A 14,230-nucleotide genomic window follows, 5' to 3' on the forward strand; every position below is an offset into this window, starting at 1 on the left:
GGGGCAATGATCTCGCTGTTTGGCACGGTGATTGCTTCCGATGTGCCAGCACCCGAGTCGATGCTTTCATCGCCTTCAGCAGAGGATGAGATTGCTGCATCTTTATTCGCTGCCTCGTCAGAGGGTACAGAAATGTTCTGTATAAAATCCCCCAGCACCATCGTTTTGGGCAGGGTGCTTTCCAGTAAGGCGGTAGTACCCTTTTGCGGTGCAATGGCAAAGCGGACATAATGTTCAAAAAGTTCAATTTGCACATCTGCCTTAGTGCCATTGGTGTTGGTCACTTCAAAGCTGGCAATATCACCGGTGAGGCCGATGTATGTGCTGCCCTTTGCATCATACAGGGTGCCGCCAGCTTTGCCAAAGCGAATTCCCGAAACGGGGTGCATATCTGCAATGGCAGAGCCGTCAGGGCGATAAAAGCCGTAGCGGAACCCATTTTTGGCTACCCTTACGGTGTAGTTCTGTGTTGCAATGGTTACCGTACCATTGTTGTCGGTTACGGTTGTCCGCCCTTGGGCGAATATTGGCAGGTATAAGCTTTGCAAAAGCAAGGCTACAGCCAAGATAAACGCAGAAATCGAATGCCGTAATTTTCTCAATCATAACACCTCTCAAAAATTGTTTTGTCTGGATAAATCTGAAAATTAAGTAAAAAACAGAATTATCCAGACTTTAATACAAAACATCTAAAAAGACAAATTAAAATGAATAAAATATAGCACATTTTATTTGCTTTTTATTAATCATAACAGAGAAATTAAAATAGTCCTTAATAATTATGCAAAATTTCTTTAGTATTCTGCACAATTGCTTTTTTGATTGGAGCATTTGTCCAAAAGAACAGTATTCATTTGTCCTATTTCTCTAATCATCTGGAGAATCATGCATAAAAATGTCCCCTGCAAAATATTCCAGAAGAATTATTTTACAGGGGACATTTTTTATTTACAATGGTTGAGAAGGTGCGTCTTCTCGAAACCGCCGCCGGAACTCTGTAGGTGGAATACCGATCAAATCAGTAAATACGCGGGAAAAATAATTGGGATCGTTGAAGCCTACATTGATGGTGATATCGGCAATGGAATCTGAGGTTGTGATGAGATAATTTTTTGAAAATTCAACCCTTATTTTATTGATATAGGTGTTGATATTTACTCCGGTGCGCTTTTTGAAGATATGGCTGATATAAGAATCGCTGCAGTGGCAGAAGTTTGAAATTTCCTGAACGCCGATTTTAGCGTTATAATTTTGCCGAATAAACTCAAGAGCATGGGAGATAATCGTGTCTTCACTGGAGTTGTAGCGCTTTTTTCCCAAGTTGGGCGCCGTGTGGGTGGCCTGGAGGTTCGTGTAAGTAAGTGAAAGATACTCCGAGATCACCTCCATCATGGGGATAAGAGAATCTGGGGTGATGGTGGGGGCAGAGACATGCTGCTCGAAAAGTTGGATTGCAGTGTCGGTATCAAGAATATGAGAAGACTTACACACCTTTCGGATGCGAAACAGCGAGCGCTTATCTCCAACCGGGAAAAAACCGACGTTGATAGAGCCGAGCAAAGTGCCCTCGCTAACAATAGGCACCACGTATTCGCCAAGGCCGCCATGGCACATGCCAAAGAAATGTGTTTCTAACTGCTCGCATTTGTTGTGCATTTTACGAATCATCGAAAGGCAGTCAAAATATTTCTCACGATCCTGCTTTATGTACATGCAATAAGGGTTGGTGTGGGCCAGAAAAGGGCGAAGCACCGTGTCCAGCTCTTTGTTGATGGGGATAAAGCCGCAGAAGTCTTTGATGCAGACCTGTACGTTAAAACGCTCCTGCACAAAGGTAAGATATTCACCAATTTTTGCAAATTTGTTAGCCATAAGCCTCTCTCCTAACATTAGCAGATTGTTTTTTAAGAGTAACGCATTTGAATGTGACTGTCAAGGATTAAAGCAGAAAAATCCAGATTATATGCAGGATATTTCTTGAAAAGTAATTTTTTATTTGCTAATATGAAAGCACAACAAGAAAAAATGCCAAAAAATACAGATTATAACTGATATAACTAGATAAAATATCAATATTACACAATATTCTTCGGATTTTTCTGTAATAAATCTGGATTGTTTTAAAAAGTAATCGTTTTGGCAAATAGTTTTGTAAAGAGCATTTAAGGAGGCTGTAAAGTTGAAGATAGAGGCAGATATAGTGGTGATTGGGGCAGGACCGGCCGGTATATGTGCGGCAATTTCTGCAGCCCGGCTGGGCTCCAGAGTGGTGCTGGCAGGAGACCGACCTGTTCTGGGCGGAAACTCCAGCAGTGAGATTCGGGTTTGGACTAGAGGCGCCACCGGAGCAGGAAATATTTTTTCGGAAGAAATGGGAAGCTGGGGAGATTTTAAGCTTCGCAACCTGTACAGCAACACACCGGGCAACCCGGTTTTATGGGATGAGGTTCTGCTGGAGGGTGTGCTTCGCGAGAAGAACATCACCTTACTGCTGAACACCCATATCACAAATTTAAAGGTGAAAGACGAAGATACAATAGAATTTGCTTCCGGTTTTCAAATGGCCAGCGAGCAAAACTATGAAATTTATGGTAAGATGTTTATCGACTGTACCGGCGACGCTACCCTTGGGGCTTTGGCCGGAGTACCCTACCGAGTAGGCAAAGAGGCCCGCGATGAATACAACGAGGGGTTTGCCCCCTTAAAGGAAGAAAAAAGCACCTTGGGCAACACCATATTCTTCTTCAGCAAAAAGGTTGAGGAAAAGGTGGATTTTGTAAAACCTGAGTTTGCTTATGACCAAAAGCATATTGAGGGCATTCTCGGTAAGGGCGGCCGTGTGGTAGGTGAAAATTATAACGGCTGCGACTATTGGTGGTTTGAGTACGGAGGAATTTTGGATACGATATCCGACGCGCAGGAAATTTCGCTGGAGCTGAAGCGCTTGGTATTCGGGGTATGGAACTACATCAAGAACAGTGGCAGATTCGATTCTGAGCACCTCACGTTGGAGTGGGTGGGGAGCCTCCCCGGCAAAAGAGAATCGCGGCGTATGGTTACCGATTACATATTGACACAAAACGATGTTATGAACGGAACCATGTTCCCTGATGGGGCGTTTTATGGCGGCTGGTATTTAGATTTCCACCCATCGGAGGGAATCTATACGGAAGAAGAAAACTGCAGCCAGATTGCCGTAAGCATCTATGACATTCCGCTGCGCTGTCTTTACAACAAAAAGATAAGCAACCTGCTGTTTGCAGGCAGGGACATCGGAACGACGCATGCCGCATTTGCCTCGACTCGTATCATGAATACCTGTGCGCTATCCGGTCAGGCAGCCGGTACGCTCGCCCACGCCTGTATAGGCTTCGAATCAGCCCCGGCAGAGCTGGAGGATAAAGAGATTGAGTCGATTCGCCAGACCCTGCTGAAAGACGACATGCTGGTGCTTGGCTGCAAAAACAACGATCCGCTCGATTTGGCGCGCAGTGCAAAGGTTACGGCGTCGTCGGTTGCATCGGGCTTGTGTGAAAAGCAAAGCGGCAGTATCTCATTGGCGCAGGGCGGCTTTCTGGTGGTTCCCCGCAGCGACGAGGGCTTTGAATTGCTGTTGACGGCTGAGCAGAGCTGTGTGCTTGCTGTAAACTTTTATATCAGCTGTGTGCCCTCCCGTTTTTGCTACGGAGCAAAAGTTTGTTCGATGGAAATAAATGTGCCCGAAGGTACCAACTGGGTTCGGGTGCCGATTCCCAGTCATGACGAGGATGGCTTCTTTACAATGGAGTTTCTGCCGACGGATTATGTGTCGATCGCTACCTCAGCGGAGGGCTTGACGGGAATTTTAGGCGGACACCAGGATCAAGCCGAATATTGGTACCCCTGTATTCGGTTCGAGCCTAAGCAGCTGTATGCGGTGGAAAATATTATAAACGGCTTTCATCGCCCTTACAACAAACCAAATGTTTGGATTTCGGGAGCCGAAGCCAAACCGGAACTTACCCTTAGCTGGGAGAATCCCCAGAAGATAAATGAAATCAGGCTGTATCTCAACCCTGATCTTTCCAAAGAGTTGCCCAGCTCCCGTGCGGCGAATTGGGCGCCCGATCATAAGTTTATACCCCGCGACGGTATGCCAGGCCAGCTGGTGCGCGAATATCAGATTTACGCAAAACAAAATGGCGATTGGAAGTTAATAGCAAGCGAAAAGGATAACTGGAGACGTCTGGCTGTGCATCGCCTTGAGAAAGCTATTGAGACCACGGAGCTCAAGTTTGTGTTTGTTTCAACATACGGTGGGGATAACGCCGAAGTGTTTGAGATAAGAGTGTATTAAAGTAAAGCACCAAATGAAAAGGAGAGTAAGAAAATGAAGATGAAAAGATTATTGGCTTCAATCCTTTGTACCGCAATGGTAACAACCTCGCTGGCCGGCTGCGGCAGCAAACCGGCAGAGTCTCCTGCAAGCTCTGCTGCACCGGGCAGCTCGGATGCAAGCGCGTCAGCTCCCGCTGAGCCTGCAAACATTGTATGGGCTGGGTGGTCCGGCGAAGAAGAAAGCTGCAAAACAATCTTTGCCGACACAATGGTTGGCGGCTACAACGCAAAAAATACAGGCACAACCGTAAGCTGGGTGGGCTGGCCTTGGGCCGAAACACTGCAGCAGCTCCTCATTCGCAACCAAGGCAGTGAACAGCTGGATATTGCTCAGGTGGACATCAGCATGTTTGCTTCTCTGGCAGCGGCCGACGTGCTGGTAGACCTTAATGAGGTTCTGGGCGAAGACTTTATGAAGGAGAACTTCCATGCGTCTTCGTTGGCGGTGGGCAACTTCGAGGGCAAACAACTGGGTATGCCCTGGTCAATCGCTTCCATCGGCATGTTGTATAACCCCGAGGTTCTTAAAAAGGCCGGTTGGGATAAGGCGCCGGTCACCGTGGACGAATTTGAAAAATGTCTGGCCGATGTTGCGGCGTTGGGGGGAGATGTCATCCCTTACGGTGTAGCAACCAAAGATGCTACAGCAGCTGGCGACTTTGCTCCGTGGCTGTGGACTTTTGGTGGCAGTATCTACGGTAACGACGGCAGTGTTACGATCAACAATGAGGCTGCTGCAAAAACTGTTGACTGGTACAAAGGTTTGCTTGACAAAAATTATATCCGTATGAACATCAGCCGTATGGATTCCCGTCAGCTGTTTGCACAGGGCAAAATGGCATTCTACGATGATGCAGTTTTAGCAAAAGGTGTTGCAGTGGGCAACGGCGTTGACGCTGCCAAAGTAAATGATGTGTGCAAACCAATGCTTCGTCCTGTGCTCAAAGCCGGAGACACACCGCAATCCACCATGTGGGGGCACATGCTGGTTATCTTTAAAAAATCTGTTAATCAGCAGCAGGCTGCAGAGTTTGCAAAACATCTGGTCAGCGAAGACGTTTCTATGAAATACTTCCAGAACAACGGCATGCCTCCGGTTCTGAAATCTGTTCTGGGCAGCGACGCCATCCAGAAAGACCCCTATGCTGCTGCCTTTATGGAAATTACCAATAGCGGCCGTCTGGAAGAAACCGCGCTGAACGCAAAGAACAGCGAGATTAAAACAATCATTACCGAAGAGCTGCAGGCGGCTCTGCTGAAACAAAAAGAGACTAAAAAAGCTTTGGATGATATGGCTTCGAGAATCGGTGCTGTGGAGTAAAGCACTGTTATCGCAGGCAACCTCCATATAGGAGTGGAACAAGGCGCAGCTTTAAAATACCCGTTTTTGATTTGTACAGGCGGGTCGGTACCGGCTTGGTACCGGCCCCTTCCAAAGCAGTTTGCAAATCAGGTTGCTTTGGAAGCAATAGCAGTATAAATTAGGGGATTTATTGCTTAAGGTAATTTAAAAAGGCGGGGGTTTTTAAATGAGGCAAATCAAAATGGGGAGCAAATTGAAAGACAGCCAGGTTGGCGCACTTTTAATTCTTCCCGGGTTGGCAATCTTTTTGGCGATCATTCTGTATCCGTTCATCAATTCGGTTGCTATGAGCTTTACAAATAAAAGCATGTTAAAACCAGAGAGCACATTTGTAGGGCTGGACAACTACATAAAAATTATAACAGGCCCTTATTTTCTAGATTTAATCAAGAACACCTTTATTTTCGTGTTTTTTGCCACACTCATTCCTTTTGTCTTTGGCTTTATTTGGGCCGTTGTGCTAAACCAGAAGTTTCGCGGTTCTGAGTTTTTAAGGGGAGTAACCCTGGTAAACTGGATTATTCCCGGCACCTGCATTGGCTTTTTGTGGATGTGGATTTTTAACGGTGAGTACGGCGTGCTCAACGGTCTGCTGACCAACCTAAACCTGATTGACCAGAACATTAACTGGATGGGCCAAAGGGGCACCGCTATGTTTGCTGTAATTATAGCCAGAAGCTGGCAGATGCTGCCGTGGTACATGGCGTTTCTAATCGGCGGCCTGCAGGGTGTGTCTTTTGACCAAATTGAAGCAGCCCGCATTGACGGCGCCAATAACCTTCTTGTTTTTCGCAAGATCGTCCTGCCTGAGATGAAGTCTATTGTTACCTTGGTGCTGCTGTTGGGCACGATTGGCAACCTGCAGCATTTCGACCTGCCATGGGTTATGGCAGAGGGCGGACCTGCCCGTGCTACCACAACCTTATCCATTGAGGTGTACCGCACGGCGTTCAAAAACTGGGATATGGGTCTGGCCGCTACAGTTGGTACCATTTGGACCGTTCTTCTGGCGTGCTTTAGCTTCATTTATATTCGCAAACAAAATAAAGAAGAGGATTAAGGGGGGGACACAGATGTTTCAAAAAACAATCGGATTTCGTATTTTTCTAACATTGTCAATTCTGCTGATCGGCGGCTTTGTGTTCCTTCCGCTGCTGTGGCTGATTAACACCGCATTAAAACCGGCAGCTGAAACTTTTACACTGAGCTTTTTCACCGGTCCTATGACACTGGATAATTTTAAGAATGTCATCACCGATATGCGTATATTGACATACTTAAAGAACAGCTTGGTGGTTTCGTTTTTAAGCAGCTTTATGGCCACATTGGTTTCTGCTTTGGCCGGCTACAGCTTTTCAAAATTCCGTTACCGCGGCAGAAGCAGCATTATGACGGTGTTTATGCTGGCGCAGGCGTTCCCGCAAGCGATCCTGCTGCTTTCCATCTATATGATGATGATGAAGATGGGGATGCTGGACAACTATTGGTCGCTGGTGCTTTCGTACGTGGTGTTTACCCTGCCTGTAGGCACATGGACAATGAAATCGTATTTCGACCAGCTGCCGAATGCGCTGATCGAATCGGCCAAAGTGGATGGCGCGGGGCATATGCGCACCATGGCGCAGATTATCTTCCCGCTTGCCGTACCGGGCATGGTTTCCATTGCTATCTACGGCTTTGTGTGGAGTTGGAATGACTTGCTCTATTCACTGACTTTGGTAACAGACCCCGGCAAGCGCACCCTAGCTCCCGGCTTGGTGCTCACCTATCTGGGCGAGTTTCAGAACAACTGGGCCAATATGATGGCAGCTGCTGTTGTAGTATCTATTCCCGTGACTATTATCTTTATTTTTCTGCAGAGATATTTCATCCAAGGGCTTACTGCCGGTGCGGTAAAAGGTTAAGAAATAGCAAAACACAATAAATTTTCTATTATTTGCAAAAAAGATTAGTTTTGTGCCGAATATCGGCGTAAAACTGATCTTTTTTTCATGAAGATATCTAGAATATTTAGATAAAGTGTATTTGCAGAATAATCTAGAAAACGAACAGTTTGATTAAGGAAATTATACAAAATTATTAATATTATAATATAAAAAATTAGGAAGTTAGCTGAATTATAGTATTTTTGCAGAACAGCACTTCACAAAAACTGGGGCAGTGGGTGGAATTTACACTAAACGTGCCCTCTGCAGGAACCTACGACCTTTACGTGAGGAGTAAAGATAACCCTGACCGTGGAAGGCTGCTTTCTACCGGGGTAGAGCTGCAGCTGGCAAAAGGTTGGGCCGCTGCAAACTATCCGCAGTACCCGTTTGTGGTGCTGGGCAGGCAGGAGAACGAAACCTATGCCCTGCCGGATGAGCGGGACACCGTTGTGAAAATCCAGTTAAAATAGGTTGCCCCTAAAAAGCGTATGCGTAGCTCATTGCATATTTCATTTTCTCATTGTTTTTAGTTGACTTATTTTTAAAATTATGTTTGACTTTAATTAAGTTCTCTGTTCAATAAATTTAATGGTGGAGGTATACAAAATGAAAGTATTGCTGATTAACGGAAGCAATCATGAAAAAGGTTGCACGTATACTGCACTTTCTGAAGTTGCTAGTGTGCTAAATGAGCAAAAAATCGAATTTGAAATTTTTCAACTTGGCAGCAAACCAATCAGGGACTGTATCGGATGTCGAAAATGCGCTGTACTGGATAATGCCTGTGTTTTCAATGATGATTCAATCAACGAGATAATTAGAAAAGCTGAAAAAGCCGACGGGTTTATATTTGGCACCCCTGTTTATTACTCCCACCCAAGCGGACGCATTCTTTCGGCACTTGATAGAGTATTTTACGCGGCAAAAGGCGTATTTTCTCACAAACCTGCGGCAGCAATTGCCTCAGCAAGACGCGCCGGAACAACCGCCTCACTTGATGTTCTCAACAAGTATTTTACAATTGCCGAGATGCCTGTTGTATCTTCAAGCTACTGGAATATGGTACATGGCAATACTCCGGATGAAGTAAAGCAGGATGAAGAAGGATTGCAATCCATGAGGAATCTCGGAAGAAATATGGCTTGGTTGCTCAAATGTATTTCCGTTGGTAAAGAGCAAGGTATAAGTATACCTGAAAGTGAAAGTAATTATAGAACCAACTTTATCAGATAGTAAGTTTAAAACAGAATAGGTGTAGTATTTCCAATTGATTGATGGAATTAGAAACATTATCCCCAATGCGCCCAATTTGGCAGCTGTGCAATATCCATATTACAAGTAGCCACACACAATTTCGCCTGATGTTTATTAGCCACAACAGTAGCATACAACAAATTATTTATACAATAGTAGGGGTAAAGATGGAATTAAGAATGGAGAATGTTACCTTAACAAGCGAGAATAGACAAAAAATAAAAGAAATTTATCAGTCTTCTTTTCCTAAAGAAGATCGAATGCCCTTTGTGTTAATGCTTATAATGGCGTACTTGAAAAGTACCCATTTTATTTCTTTTTATGATGGAGATACGATATGCGGCTTTGTTTATATGGCTACAATTAAAAAACTAACATTTGTGATGTTCTTTGCAGTTGAGGAAAACATTAGGTCAAAGGGATATGGCAGCCGTATTTTAGACAAAATTCAATCGCTATATCCAGATAATAAAATTATTATATCCATTGAAAGATGCGATGAAGATGCAGAAGACCTTGAAGAAAGATTAAGACGCAGAAAATTTTATGCAAATAACGGATATATGGAAACAGGATACCTAGTGAAGCTGGGAAATCAAAAACAAGAAATCATAATAAAGAACGGAAAGTTTGATAAACGAGAATTCACCTTATTCTTTTTGAGATACAGTAATTTTACGATGATACCTAAGATATGGAAGACAGGTTCTTAAAAAGAAAAGCACGGTGGACGATTGTCTATTGTCGTCGTTCTACTTCTCATAATTCCCTCATGGAGATTATGAGCAAACAAGAATCCGGCTTCGGCAACTGTCTGTGGTTTGCATAAATAGATACATTGCGTTTTGAGCATTGCGAAGAAACATTCAGCCATTGCATTGTAATATGGGTTTGCTCGCCTTGACATTGAGGGCGTAATGCCGTATTTTTGAGCTAGGGTCAAATATCCTTGAGAAGTGTATTGAACCCCCTGGTCACTGTGGAGTTGTAGCTCTGCGGTGACCTTTTCTTTTTTCATAGCCGCTTTAATAGTTTCGAACACCAGCTTGCAGTTTTGGAGTGTGCTGATTCGATAGACAACGATCTGCCATCAAACAGGTCACGAAGGACTGACAGATACCGTGTGCTTTGATGATACATTGTGGTGTGGCCAATGTTCCTTTTTCACTGGGCATACAAAAACCCCCTATCGTAGTTTCTATTCTACGATAGGGGGTTTTTGGCATGGTCCGTTTGGGACGGTAGAGCTCATTTATCAATAAGCTCGTGCCTTTCTTAATGTTTCTGGTGTTAACAAGAGCGAAAAATGAGCATCTGAGTCATCACAAACACCTTATTTGGTAACCTCATTCAGCCGCTTCATCAGGTTGTCCTCTTGCTTTTTTACTACGCCAATGAGCGGTGCGCCTACCATATATCCGTCGCTATCTACAATATAGGTAATAGGAAATCCGGTAATCTCACAGATAAAATCTTTATAAAAGCTGCTTTCGATATCGGGAATGATGTTGGTATAGGTGACACCTTTTTCTTTTAAAATTTTTTCTGCTCCGGCTCTCATTTCATCTGAATCTCCGGCACTGGCGGCAACAGCAATTAGGTTGATGTTCTTATCTTTGAACTGCTGATAATATTCCTCCAGCTCGGGCATCTCAGCGATACAGCTTCCACAGCCGTTTGTCCAGAAGTTAACAATAGTGGCATCATAATTCTTGAAGATATCATTGTTCACGGTGTTTGCCTGTGATGCAGGCATGGGTAGCAGTGCCATGGGCGCCACCAAGCTACGTAAAAAAATAAAGGCTGCGGGGCTTAATACCATTGAGGTAGTGCACGCCCCTGTAAGCGAAGTACCGGCCGATGCGCAGATTATTGTTGTCCATACCGAGCTTGCCGAACGTGCAGGGCGGGCGGCACCAAATGCAAAAATAATCTCCATCACCGATTTTTTGAATGCACCAGAGTATAATGACTTGGTGGAAAACTTAGTACGGGGGACTTACGATGATAAAGTTCAACTACACCATCAATGATGAAGCAGGCCTTCATGCGCGCCCCGCTGGTATTTTGGTAAAGCGGATGCAGCAGTTTACCTGCGATGTTAAGGTAACACGGGGCGAAAAGACTGTAGATGCAAAAAAAATGTTTGCATTGATGGGGCTTGGCGTTCGCTCGGGAGAAACCATCACCATCAGCGCCGAGGGTATTGATGAACAGGATGCAATAACTGCAGTGCAGGAGGTTTTAACCAAAAACCTGTAGGGTATCTATTGTGTACTTAGTATCTGCACAAGGCTAAAAGGGAGGGCGTAAAATGAAAATAATATCCCCCAGGCTAAACCGGTTGTTGCTGCTGCTATTGCAGCAGCAACAACCGGTGAGTGTAGACACTCTTGCCAAAACGTTAGGTATCAGTAGGCGCACTGTTTTTCGTGAGTTTGAAAGTGTGGATACCCTGTTACGCCCTTACAAGCTGGAAATTGGCACAAAAGTTGGCGAGGGCTTACAGCTTGTGGGAAGTTCTGAGGCGAAAGAGAAACTGGCGGCCGAACTTTCTGGTAACAAGAAAAACCGCCCCAACGATAAGGAAGAACGCAGGCTATGTTTGGTTTTATTGCTTCTCAACAGTTCAGATATTCAAAAGCTTTACTATTATTCAAATTTGTTGGGTGTTAGCGAGGCAACCATCAGCCATGATTTAGATGTATTGGAACCCGTTATGATCAAATACGGTATTTCGCTTGAGCGCAAACCCGGGCAGGGGGTAGTGGCTTGCGGTAAGGAAGAAGACATCCGTTATGCGCTAGTGGCTCAAATTATGCAAACGGGGCAACACTCCCGCCGCCTGTCGTATGAATATGGATACCCGCCGCCCGATATCCAGCAGAATGTGGAACAATTGCTTAGCGGTAAGATGGCGCCGAAGCTGGATTGGATGACCGAAGACTCGCAAAATATGCTGGCACTATTATTAATGGTTGGAATTGATAGGTTTCGCTCACACCACCATTTATCCGATGCTTACGATTTTTCAACCGGATTTCCACGGCAGATGGCGGTTGTATTGGCTGGAGAATTGGAACAAATATTTGATATCCGGCTCCCTGAGGTTGAACGCGAATATATTGCCGGAGGGGTGCAAGCTGCCCGCGCAAAGCAGCAAAGCCCGCTTGGCAGCAATGAGGCTGCCGCATTTAACAGAATACAAAGCATCGCGTTTCGAATGATAGAACGCTTTGATATGCCTATGTCAGCCTCCCTCAAAATGAACGATCAATTGGTGCAGGGGCTTAGCCTGCACCTGTGGAGTGCGGTGGCTCGTTTGCAGCGGCAGCTGGAATTAGCCGATCCGCTAGGCCACCAACTGATGCAGGATTATCCTGAGCTGTATCTGAAATGCAGTCGAGCAGCCAAGGTTCTGACCGAGGAATTTGGTTTTATTGTGCCGCAAAGTGAAATTTCTCTATTGGCTGCCCATTTTGGGGCGGCTGTGCTACATATTGGCGAACGCACCACTCGCAAGCGCAAATTACATGTCGGCATTGTTTGTGTTGCCGGCATTGGTGTAGCGTATATGATGGCTTCTCAGGTGCGGCATCATTTTAAAGGAGAGCTGGAAGCCGTTATAAGCGATTGGAATGGTGAAACTGACTGGGAACATGCCGATTTTCTCATTTCTACTATTCCATTGCCCTCCTCTAATCGAACAGTGGTGCTGGTGAACCCACTATTAAAAGAGGAGGATTATACCAAGGTACGAAAAGAAATTGACAGGCAGGCTTTCGTGCATGTTGAAAAGCCAAAAAGTAATTTTGCAAATACTTTAACAACAAAACTAACGGAAGCAGACTCATGCATAAAAAATGCGAGAGCATTGTTAGAGGGGTTTACGACTCTTTCCATTCACGCCGATTGCACCTTTGAGCAGCTTGTAAAGTTTGTAGGGTACAGGTTCGGTAAGGATGCCGAGAGCGGACACCAAATTTATGATGGCCTGATGGCCCGCGAGGCACTTTCTACGCAAGTTATTACGGATTTGGGCATTGTTTTGCTTCACGGCAGAACAGAAGGCGTGAACACGCCGGTGGTCTCATTGGTAGTTCCAGAAGGCAATCTATTTAAAAACAAACACTTTTTTAATTCGGCAAGTTGTATTGTTATGCTGATTCCAAAACATGCCGGAAACAATCTGTCAGAGATGATGGGCAGCATCAGCAGTGCACTAATTGAAGATGAAAGCTTTTTAGCCTCGGTGCTTGCGGGAAATAGTACCGTGGCATATACCAGATTGGAAGCTATTTTGAACGATTATATTTCGCGATTTATGGAAGAAAGACTGAAAGGTTAGGTGTTCTCATGCAAGCAACCAATGCTTCGGCTCCAAAGCCGATATTAAGCCAGCAAAACATACAATTGGGTCTTAAACCCGAAATGCCCCAGGAGGCAATTCGCAGGTGCGGCCGTATGCTGGCAGAAGCCGGCTATGTCAAAGAGGAATACATCAAAGGGATGCTGGCAAGAGACGCCGCTTTTTCTACCGCCATTGGCAACCTTATCGCCATCCCCCATGGTGAAAAGGAATATAAAGAACATATCTTGTGCACTGGGGTTGTGGTCATCACATACCCCGATGGCATTGATTGGAACGGTGTACCCGTTAAGCTTGTGATTGGTATTGCCGCAAAAGGGGATGAGCACCTGAGCATTCTTGAAAATATTGTGGAAACGCTGGAGGAAGAAGAGGATGTTGTGCGGTTGGTGAACGCCGGAGACGCGCAAGCCATCTACAAAATATTTACGGCAGAGGGTGAGAGCATATGATTATCACTGTAACACTGAACCCAGCACTGGATAAGACCGTCGAGGTGGATTCGCTGTTGCTGGGGGGGCTCAACCGGCTGCGTAACGTTACTATTGACGCCGGTGGAAAGGGCATTAATGTTTCCAAAATGATTTCTGCTTTGGGTGGCCAAAGCATTGCTACCGGTTATGTTGGCGGAAGCAGTGGAGATGAACTGCTGCACAGGCTAGAGAAACTGAAGATACAACATAGCTTTGTATCGGTGCAGGACACCACCCGAACCAACTTAAAGGTCGTATCTGCTGAAGGTGTAACCGAGCTGAACGAACCTGGGGTGCAGGTTACGGAATCGGAGCACACCTCTCTTCGTAGAAAGCTGCTTAGCTATTCAGCGCCGGATACGCTTTATGTTTTAAGCGGCAGTTTGCCAAGAAATGCTGACCGTAGCCTGTACAAGACATTAACGCAAGAATTGCGCAGCACAGGGGCTAAAGTATTTGTAGATGC

16 protein-coding genes are annotated in these 14,230 nt (G+C 45.2%); 12 read left to right on the top strand and 4 right to left on the bottom strand.

Annotation, left to right across the window (positions count from 1 at the left end):
* Together RTV33_RS02595 and RTV33_RS02600 are read right to left on the bottom strand one after the other, a co-directional pair.
* A partial coding sequence (locus tag RTV33_RS02595) for a hypothetical protein (RefSeq protein ID WP_312641241.1) occupies positions 1-602 on the bottom strand: 602 nt, incomplete at its 3' end.
* A gap of 346 nt (positions 603-948) precedes the next feature.
* Complete coding sequence (locus RTV33_RS02600) at positions 949-1,872, bottom strand: helix-turn-helix domain-containing protein (RefSeq protein WP_312641243.1); 924 nt, start codon at positions 1,870-1,872, stop codon at positions 949-951.
* A 307-nt stretch (positions 1,873-2,179) separates the two neighbouring features.
* On the opposite strand from RTV33_RS02600, the gene RTV33_RS02605 reads away from it, so the two are divergent.
* From RTV33_RS02605 to RTV33_RS02635, 7 genes are all read left to right on the top strand, one after another.
* Positions 2,180-4,336 carry an FAD-dependent oxidoreductase gene (locus tag RTV33_RS02605; RefSeq protein WP_312641245.1) on the top strand — a complete coding sequence of 719 codons (2,157 nt, stop codon included), beginning with the start codon at positions 2,180-2,182 and terminating at the stop codon, positions 4,334-4,336.
* 33 nt (positions 4,337-4,369) lie between these two features.
* The gene (locus tag RTV33_RS02610) at positions 4,370-5,698 is read left to right on the top strand and encodes a sugar ABC transporter substrate-binding protein (protein WP_312641247.1); all 1,329 of its coding nucleotides are present in this window, start codon (positions 4,370-4,372) and stop codon (positions 5,696-5,698) included.
* 208 nt (positions 5,699-5,906) lie between these two features.
* On the top strand, positions 5,907-6,800 hold the full coding sequence (locus RTV33_RS02615) for a sugar ABC transporter permease (RefSeq protein WP_312641249.1): 894 nt from the start codon (positions 5,907-5,909) through the stop codon (positions 6,798-6,800).
* 13 nt (positions 6,801-6,813) lie between these two features.
* Positions 6,814-7,644: a carbohydrate ABC transporter permease gene (locus RTV33_RS02620; RefSeq protein ID WP_312641251.1), complete on the top strand. Its 831-nt coding sequence runs from the start codon at positions 6,814-6,816 to the stop codon at positions 7,642-7,644.
* A gap of 260 nt (positions 7,645-7,904) precedes the next feature.
* Positions 7,905-8,138, top strand: coding sequence for a hypothetical protein (locus tag RTV33_RS02625; protein WP_312641253.1), 234 nt, complete (start codon positions 7,905-7,907; stop codon positions 8,136-8,138).
* Positions 8,139-8,274: 136 nt separating this feature from the next.
* Entirely contained in the window at positions 8,275-8,901 is a 627-nt protein-coding gene (locus RTV33_RS02630) for a flavodoxin family protein (protein ID WP_312641255.1), read from the top strand.
* A gap of 188 nt (positions 8,902-9,089) precedes the next feature.
* On the top strand, positions 9,090-9,635 hold the full coding sequence (locus RTV33_RS02635; RefSeq protein WP_312641257.1) for a GNAT family N-acetyltransferase: 546 nt from the start codon (positions 9,090-9,092) through the stop codon (positions 9,633-9,635).
* Here the strand turns inward: RTV33_RS02635 and RTV33_RS15650 are convergent.
* Together RTV33_RS15650 and RTV33_RS02640 are read right to left on the bottom strand one after the other, a co-directional pair.
* The gene (locus RTV33_RS15650) at positions 9,632-10,006 is read right to left on the bottom strand and encodes a transposase (RefSeq protein ID WP_396327211.1); all 375 of its coding nucleotides are present in this window, start codon (positions 10,004-10,006) and stop codon (positions 9,632-9,634) included. The genes RTV33_RS02635 and RTV33_RS15650 overlap by 4 nt on opposite strands.
* Before the next feature lie 249 nt (positions 10,007-10,255).
* Positions 10,256-10,693 (bottom strand): TlpA disulfide reductase family protein, encoded by a 438-nt coding sequence (locus RTV33_RS02640; protein ID WP_312641259.1) that lies wholly within the window; start codon positions 10,691-10,693, stop codon positions 10,256-10,258.
* On the opposite strand from RTV33_RS02640, the gene RTV33_RS02645 reads away from it, so the two are divergent.
* From RTV33_RS02645 to RTV33_RS02665, 5 genes are all read left to right on the top strand, one after another.
* Entirely contained in the window at positions 10,677-10,955 is a 279-nt protein-coding gene (locus RTV33_RS02645; RefSeq protein ID WP_396327207.1) for a hypothetical protein, read from the top strand. The genes RTV33_RS02640 and RTV33_RS02645 overlap by 17 nt on opposite strands.
* Positions 10,927-11,184, top strand: a complete 258-nt coding sequence (locus RTV33_RS02650; RefSeq protein WP_312641261.1) for an HPr family phosphocarrier protein — start codon at positions 10,927-10,929, stop codon at positions 11,182-11,184. Before RTV33_RS02645 ends, RTV33_RS02650 begins: the two co-directional genes overlap by 29 nt.
* Positions 11,185-11,236: 52 nt before the next feature.
* Positions 11,237-13,270, top strand: coding sequence for a PRD domain-containing protein (locus RTV33_RS02655; RefSeq protein WP_312641263.1), 2,034 nt, complete (start codon positions 11,237-11,239; stop codon positions 13,268-13,270).
* An 8-nt stretch (positions 13,271-13,278) separates the two neighbouring features.
* Entirely contained in the window at positions 13,279-13,743 is a 465-nt protein-coding gene (locus RTV33_RS02660; protein WP_312641265.1) for a PTS sugar transporter subunit IIA, read from the top strand.
* Positions 13,740-14,230 (top strand): PfkB family carbohydrate kinase (locus tag RTV33_RS02665; protein ID WP_312641267.1); only part of this gene is annotated, 491 nt, incomplete at its 3' end. The genes RTV33_RS02660 and RTV33_RS02665, both read left to right, overlap by 4 nt.

Source organism: Hydrogenoanaerobacterium sp. (assembly GCF_032017025.1).
Taxonomy (GTDB): domain Bacteria; phylum Bacillota; class Clostridia; order Oscillospirales; family Ruminococcaceae; genus Hydrogenoanaerobacterium.

Bases quoted from the DNA above. Each gene is read 5' to 3' on its own strand.
- RTV33_RS02600 (WP_312641243.1), bottom strand. From the start codon at position 1,872: ATGGCTAACAAATTTGCAAAAATTGGTGAATATCTTACCTTTGTGCAG.
- RTV33_RS02610 (WP_312641247.1), top strand. From the start codon at position 4,370: ATGAAGATGAAAAGATTATTGGCTTCAATCCTTTGTACCGCAATGGTA.
- RTV33_RS02615 (WP_312641249.1), top strand. From the start codon at position 5,907: ATGAGGCAAATCAAAATGGGGAGCAAATTGAAAGACAGCCAGGTTGGC.
- RTV33_RS02620 (WP_312641251.1), top strand. From the start codon at position 6,814: ATGTTTCAAAAAACAATCGGATTTCGTATTTTTCTAACATTGTCAATT.
- RTV33_RS02630 (WP_312641255.1), top strand. From the start codon at position 8,275: ATGAAAGTATTGCTGATTAACGGAAGCAATCATGAAAAAGGTTGCACG.
- RTV33_RS02635 (WP_312641257.1), top strand. From the start codon at position 9,090: ATGGAATTAAGAATGGAGAATGTTACCTTAACAAGCGAGAATAGACAA.
- RTV33_RS02645 (WP_396327207.1), top strand. From the start codon at position 10,677: ATGGGTAGCAGTGCCATGGGCGCCACCAAGCTACGTAAAAAAATAAAG.
- RTV33_RS02640 (WP_312641259.1), bottom strand. From the start codon at position 10,693: ATGGCACTGCTACCCATGCCTGCATCACAGGCAAACACCGTGAACAAT.
- RTV33_RS02650 (WP_312641261.1), top strand. From the start codon at position 10,927: ATGATAAAGTTCAACTACACCATCAATGATGAAGCAGGCCTTCATGCG.
- RTV33_RS02655 (WP_312641263.1), top strand. From the start codon at position 11,237: ATGAAAATAATATCCCCCAGGCTAAACCGGTTGTTGCTGCTGCTATTG.
- RTV33_RS02660 (WP_312641265.1), top strand. From the start codon at position 13,279: ATGCAAGCAACCAATGCTTCGGCTCCAAAGCCGATATTAAGCCAGCAA.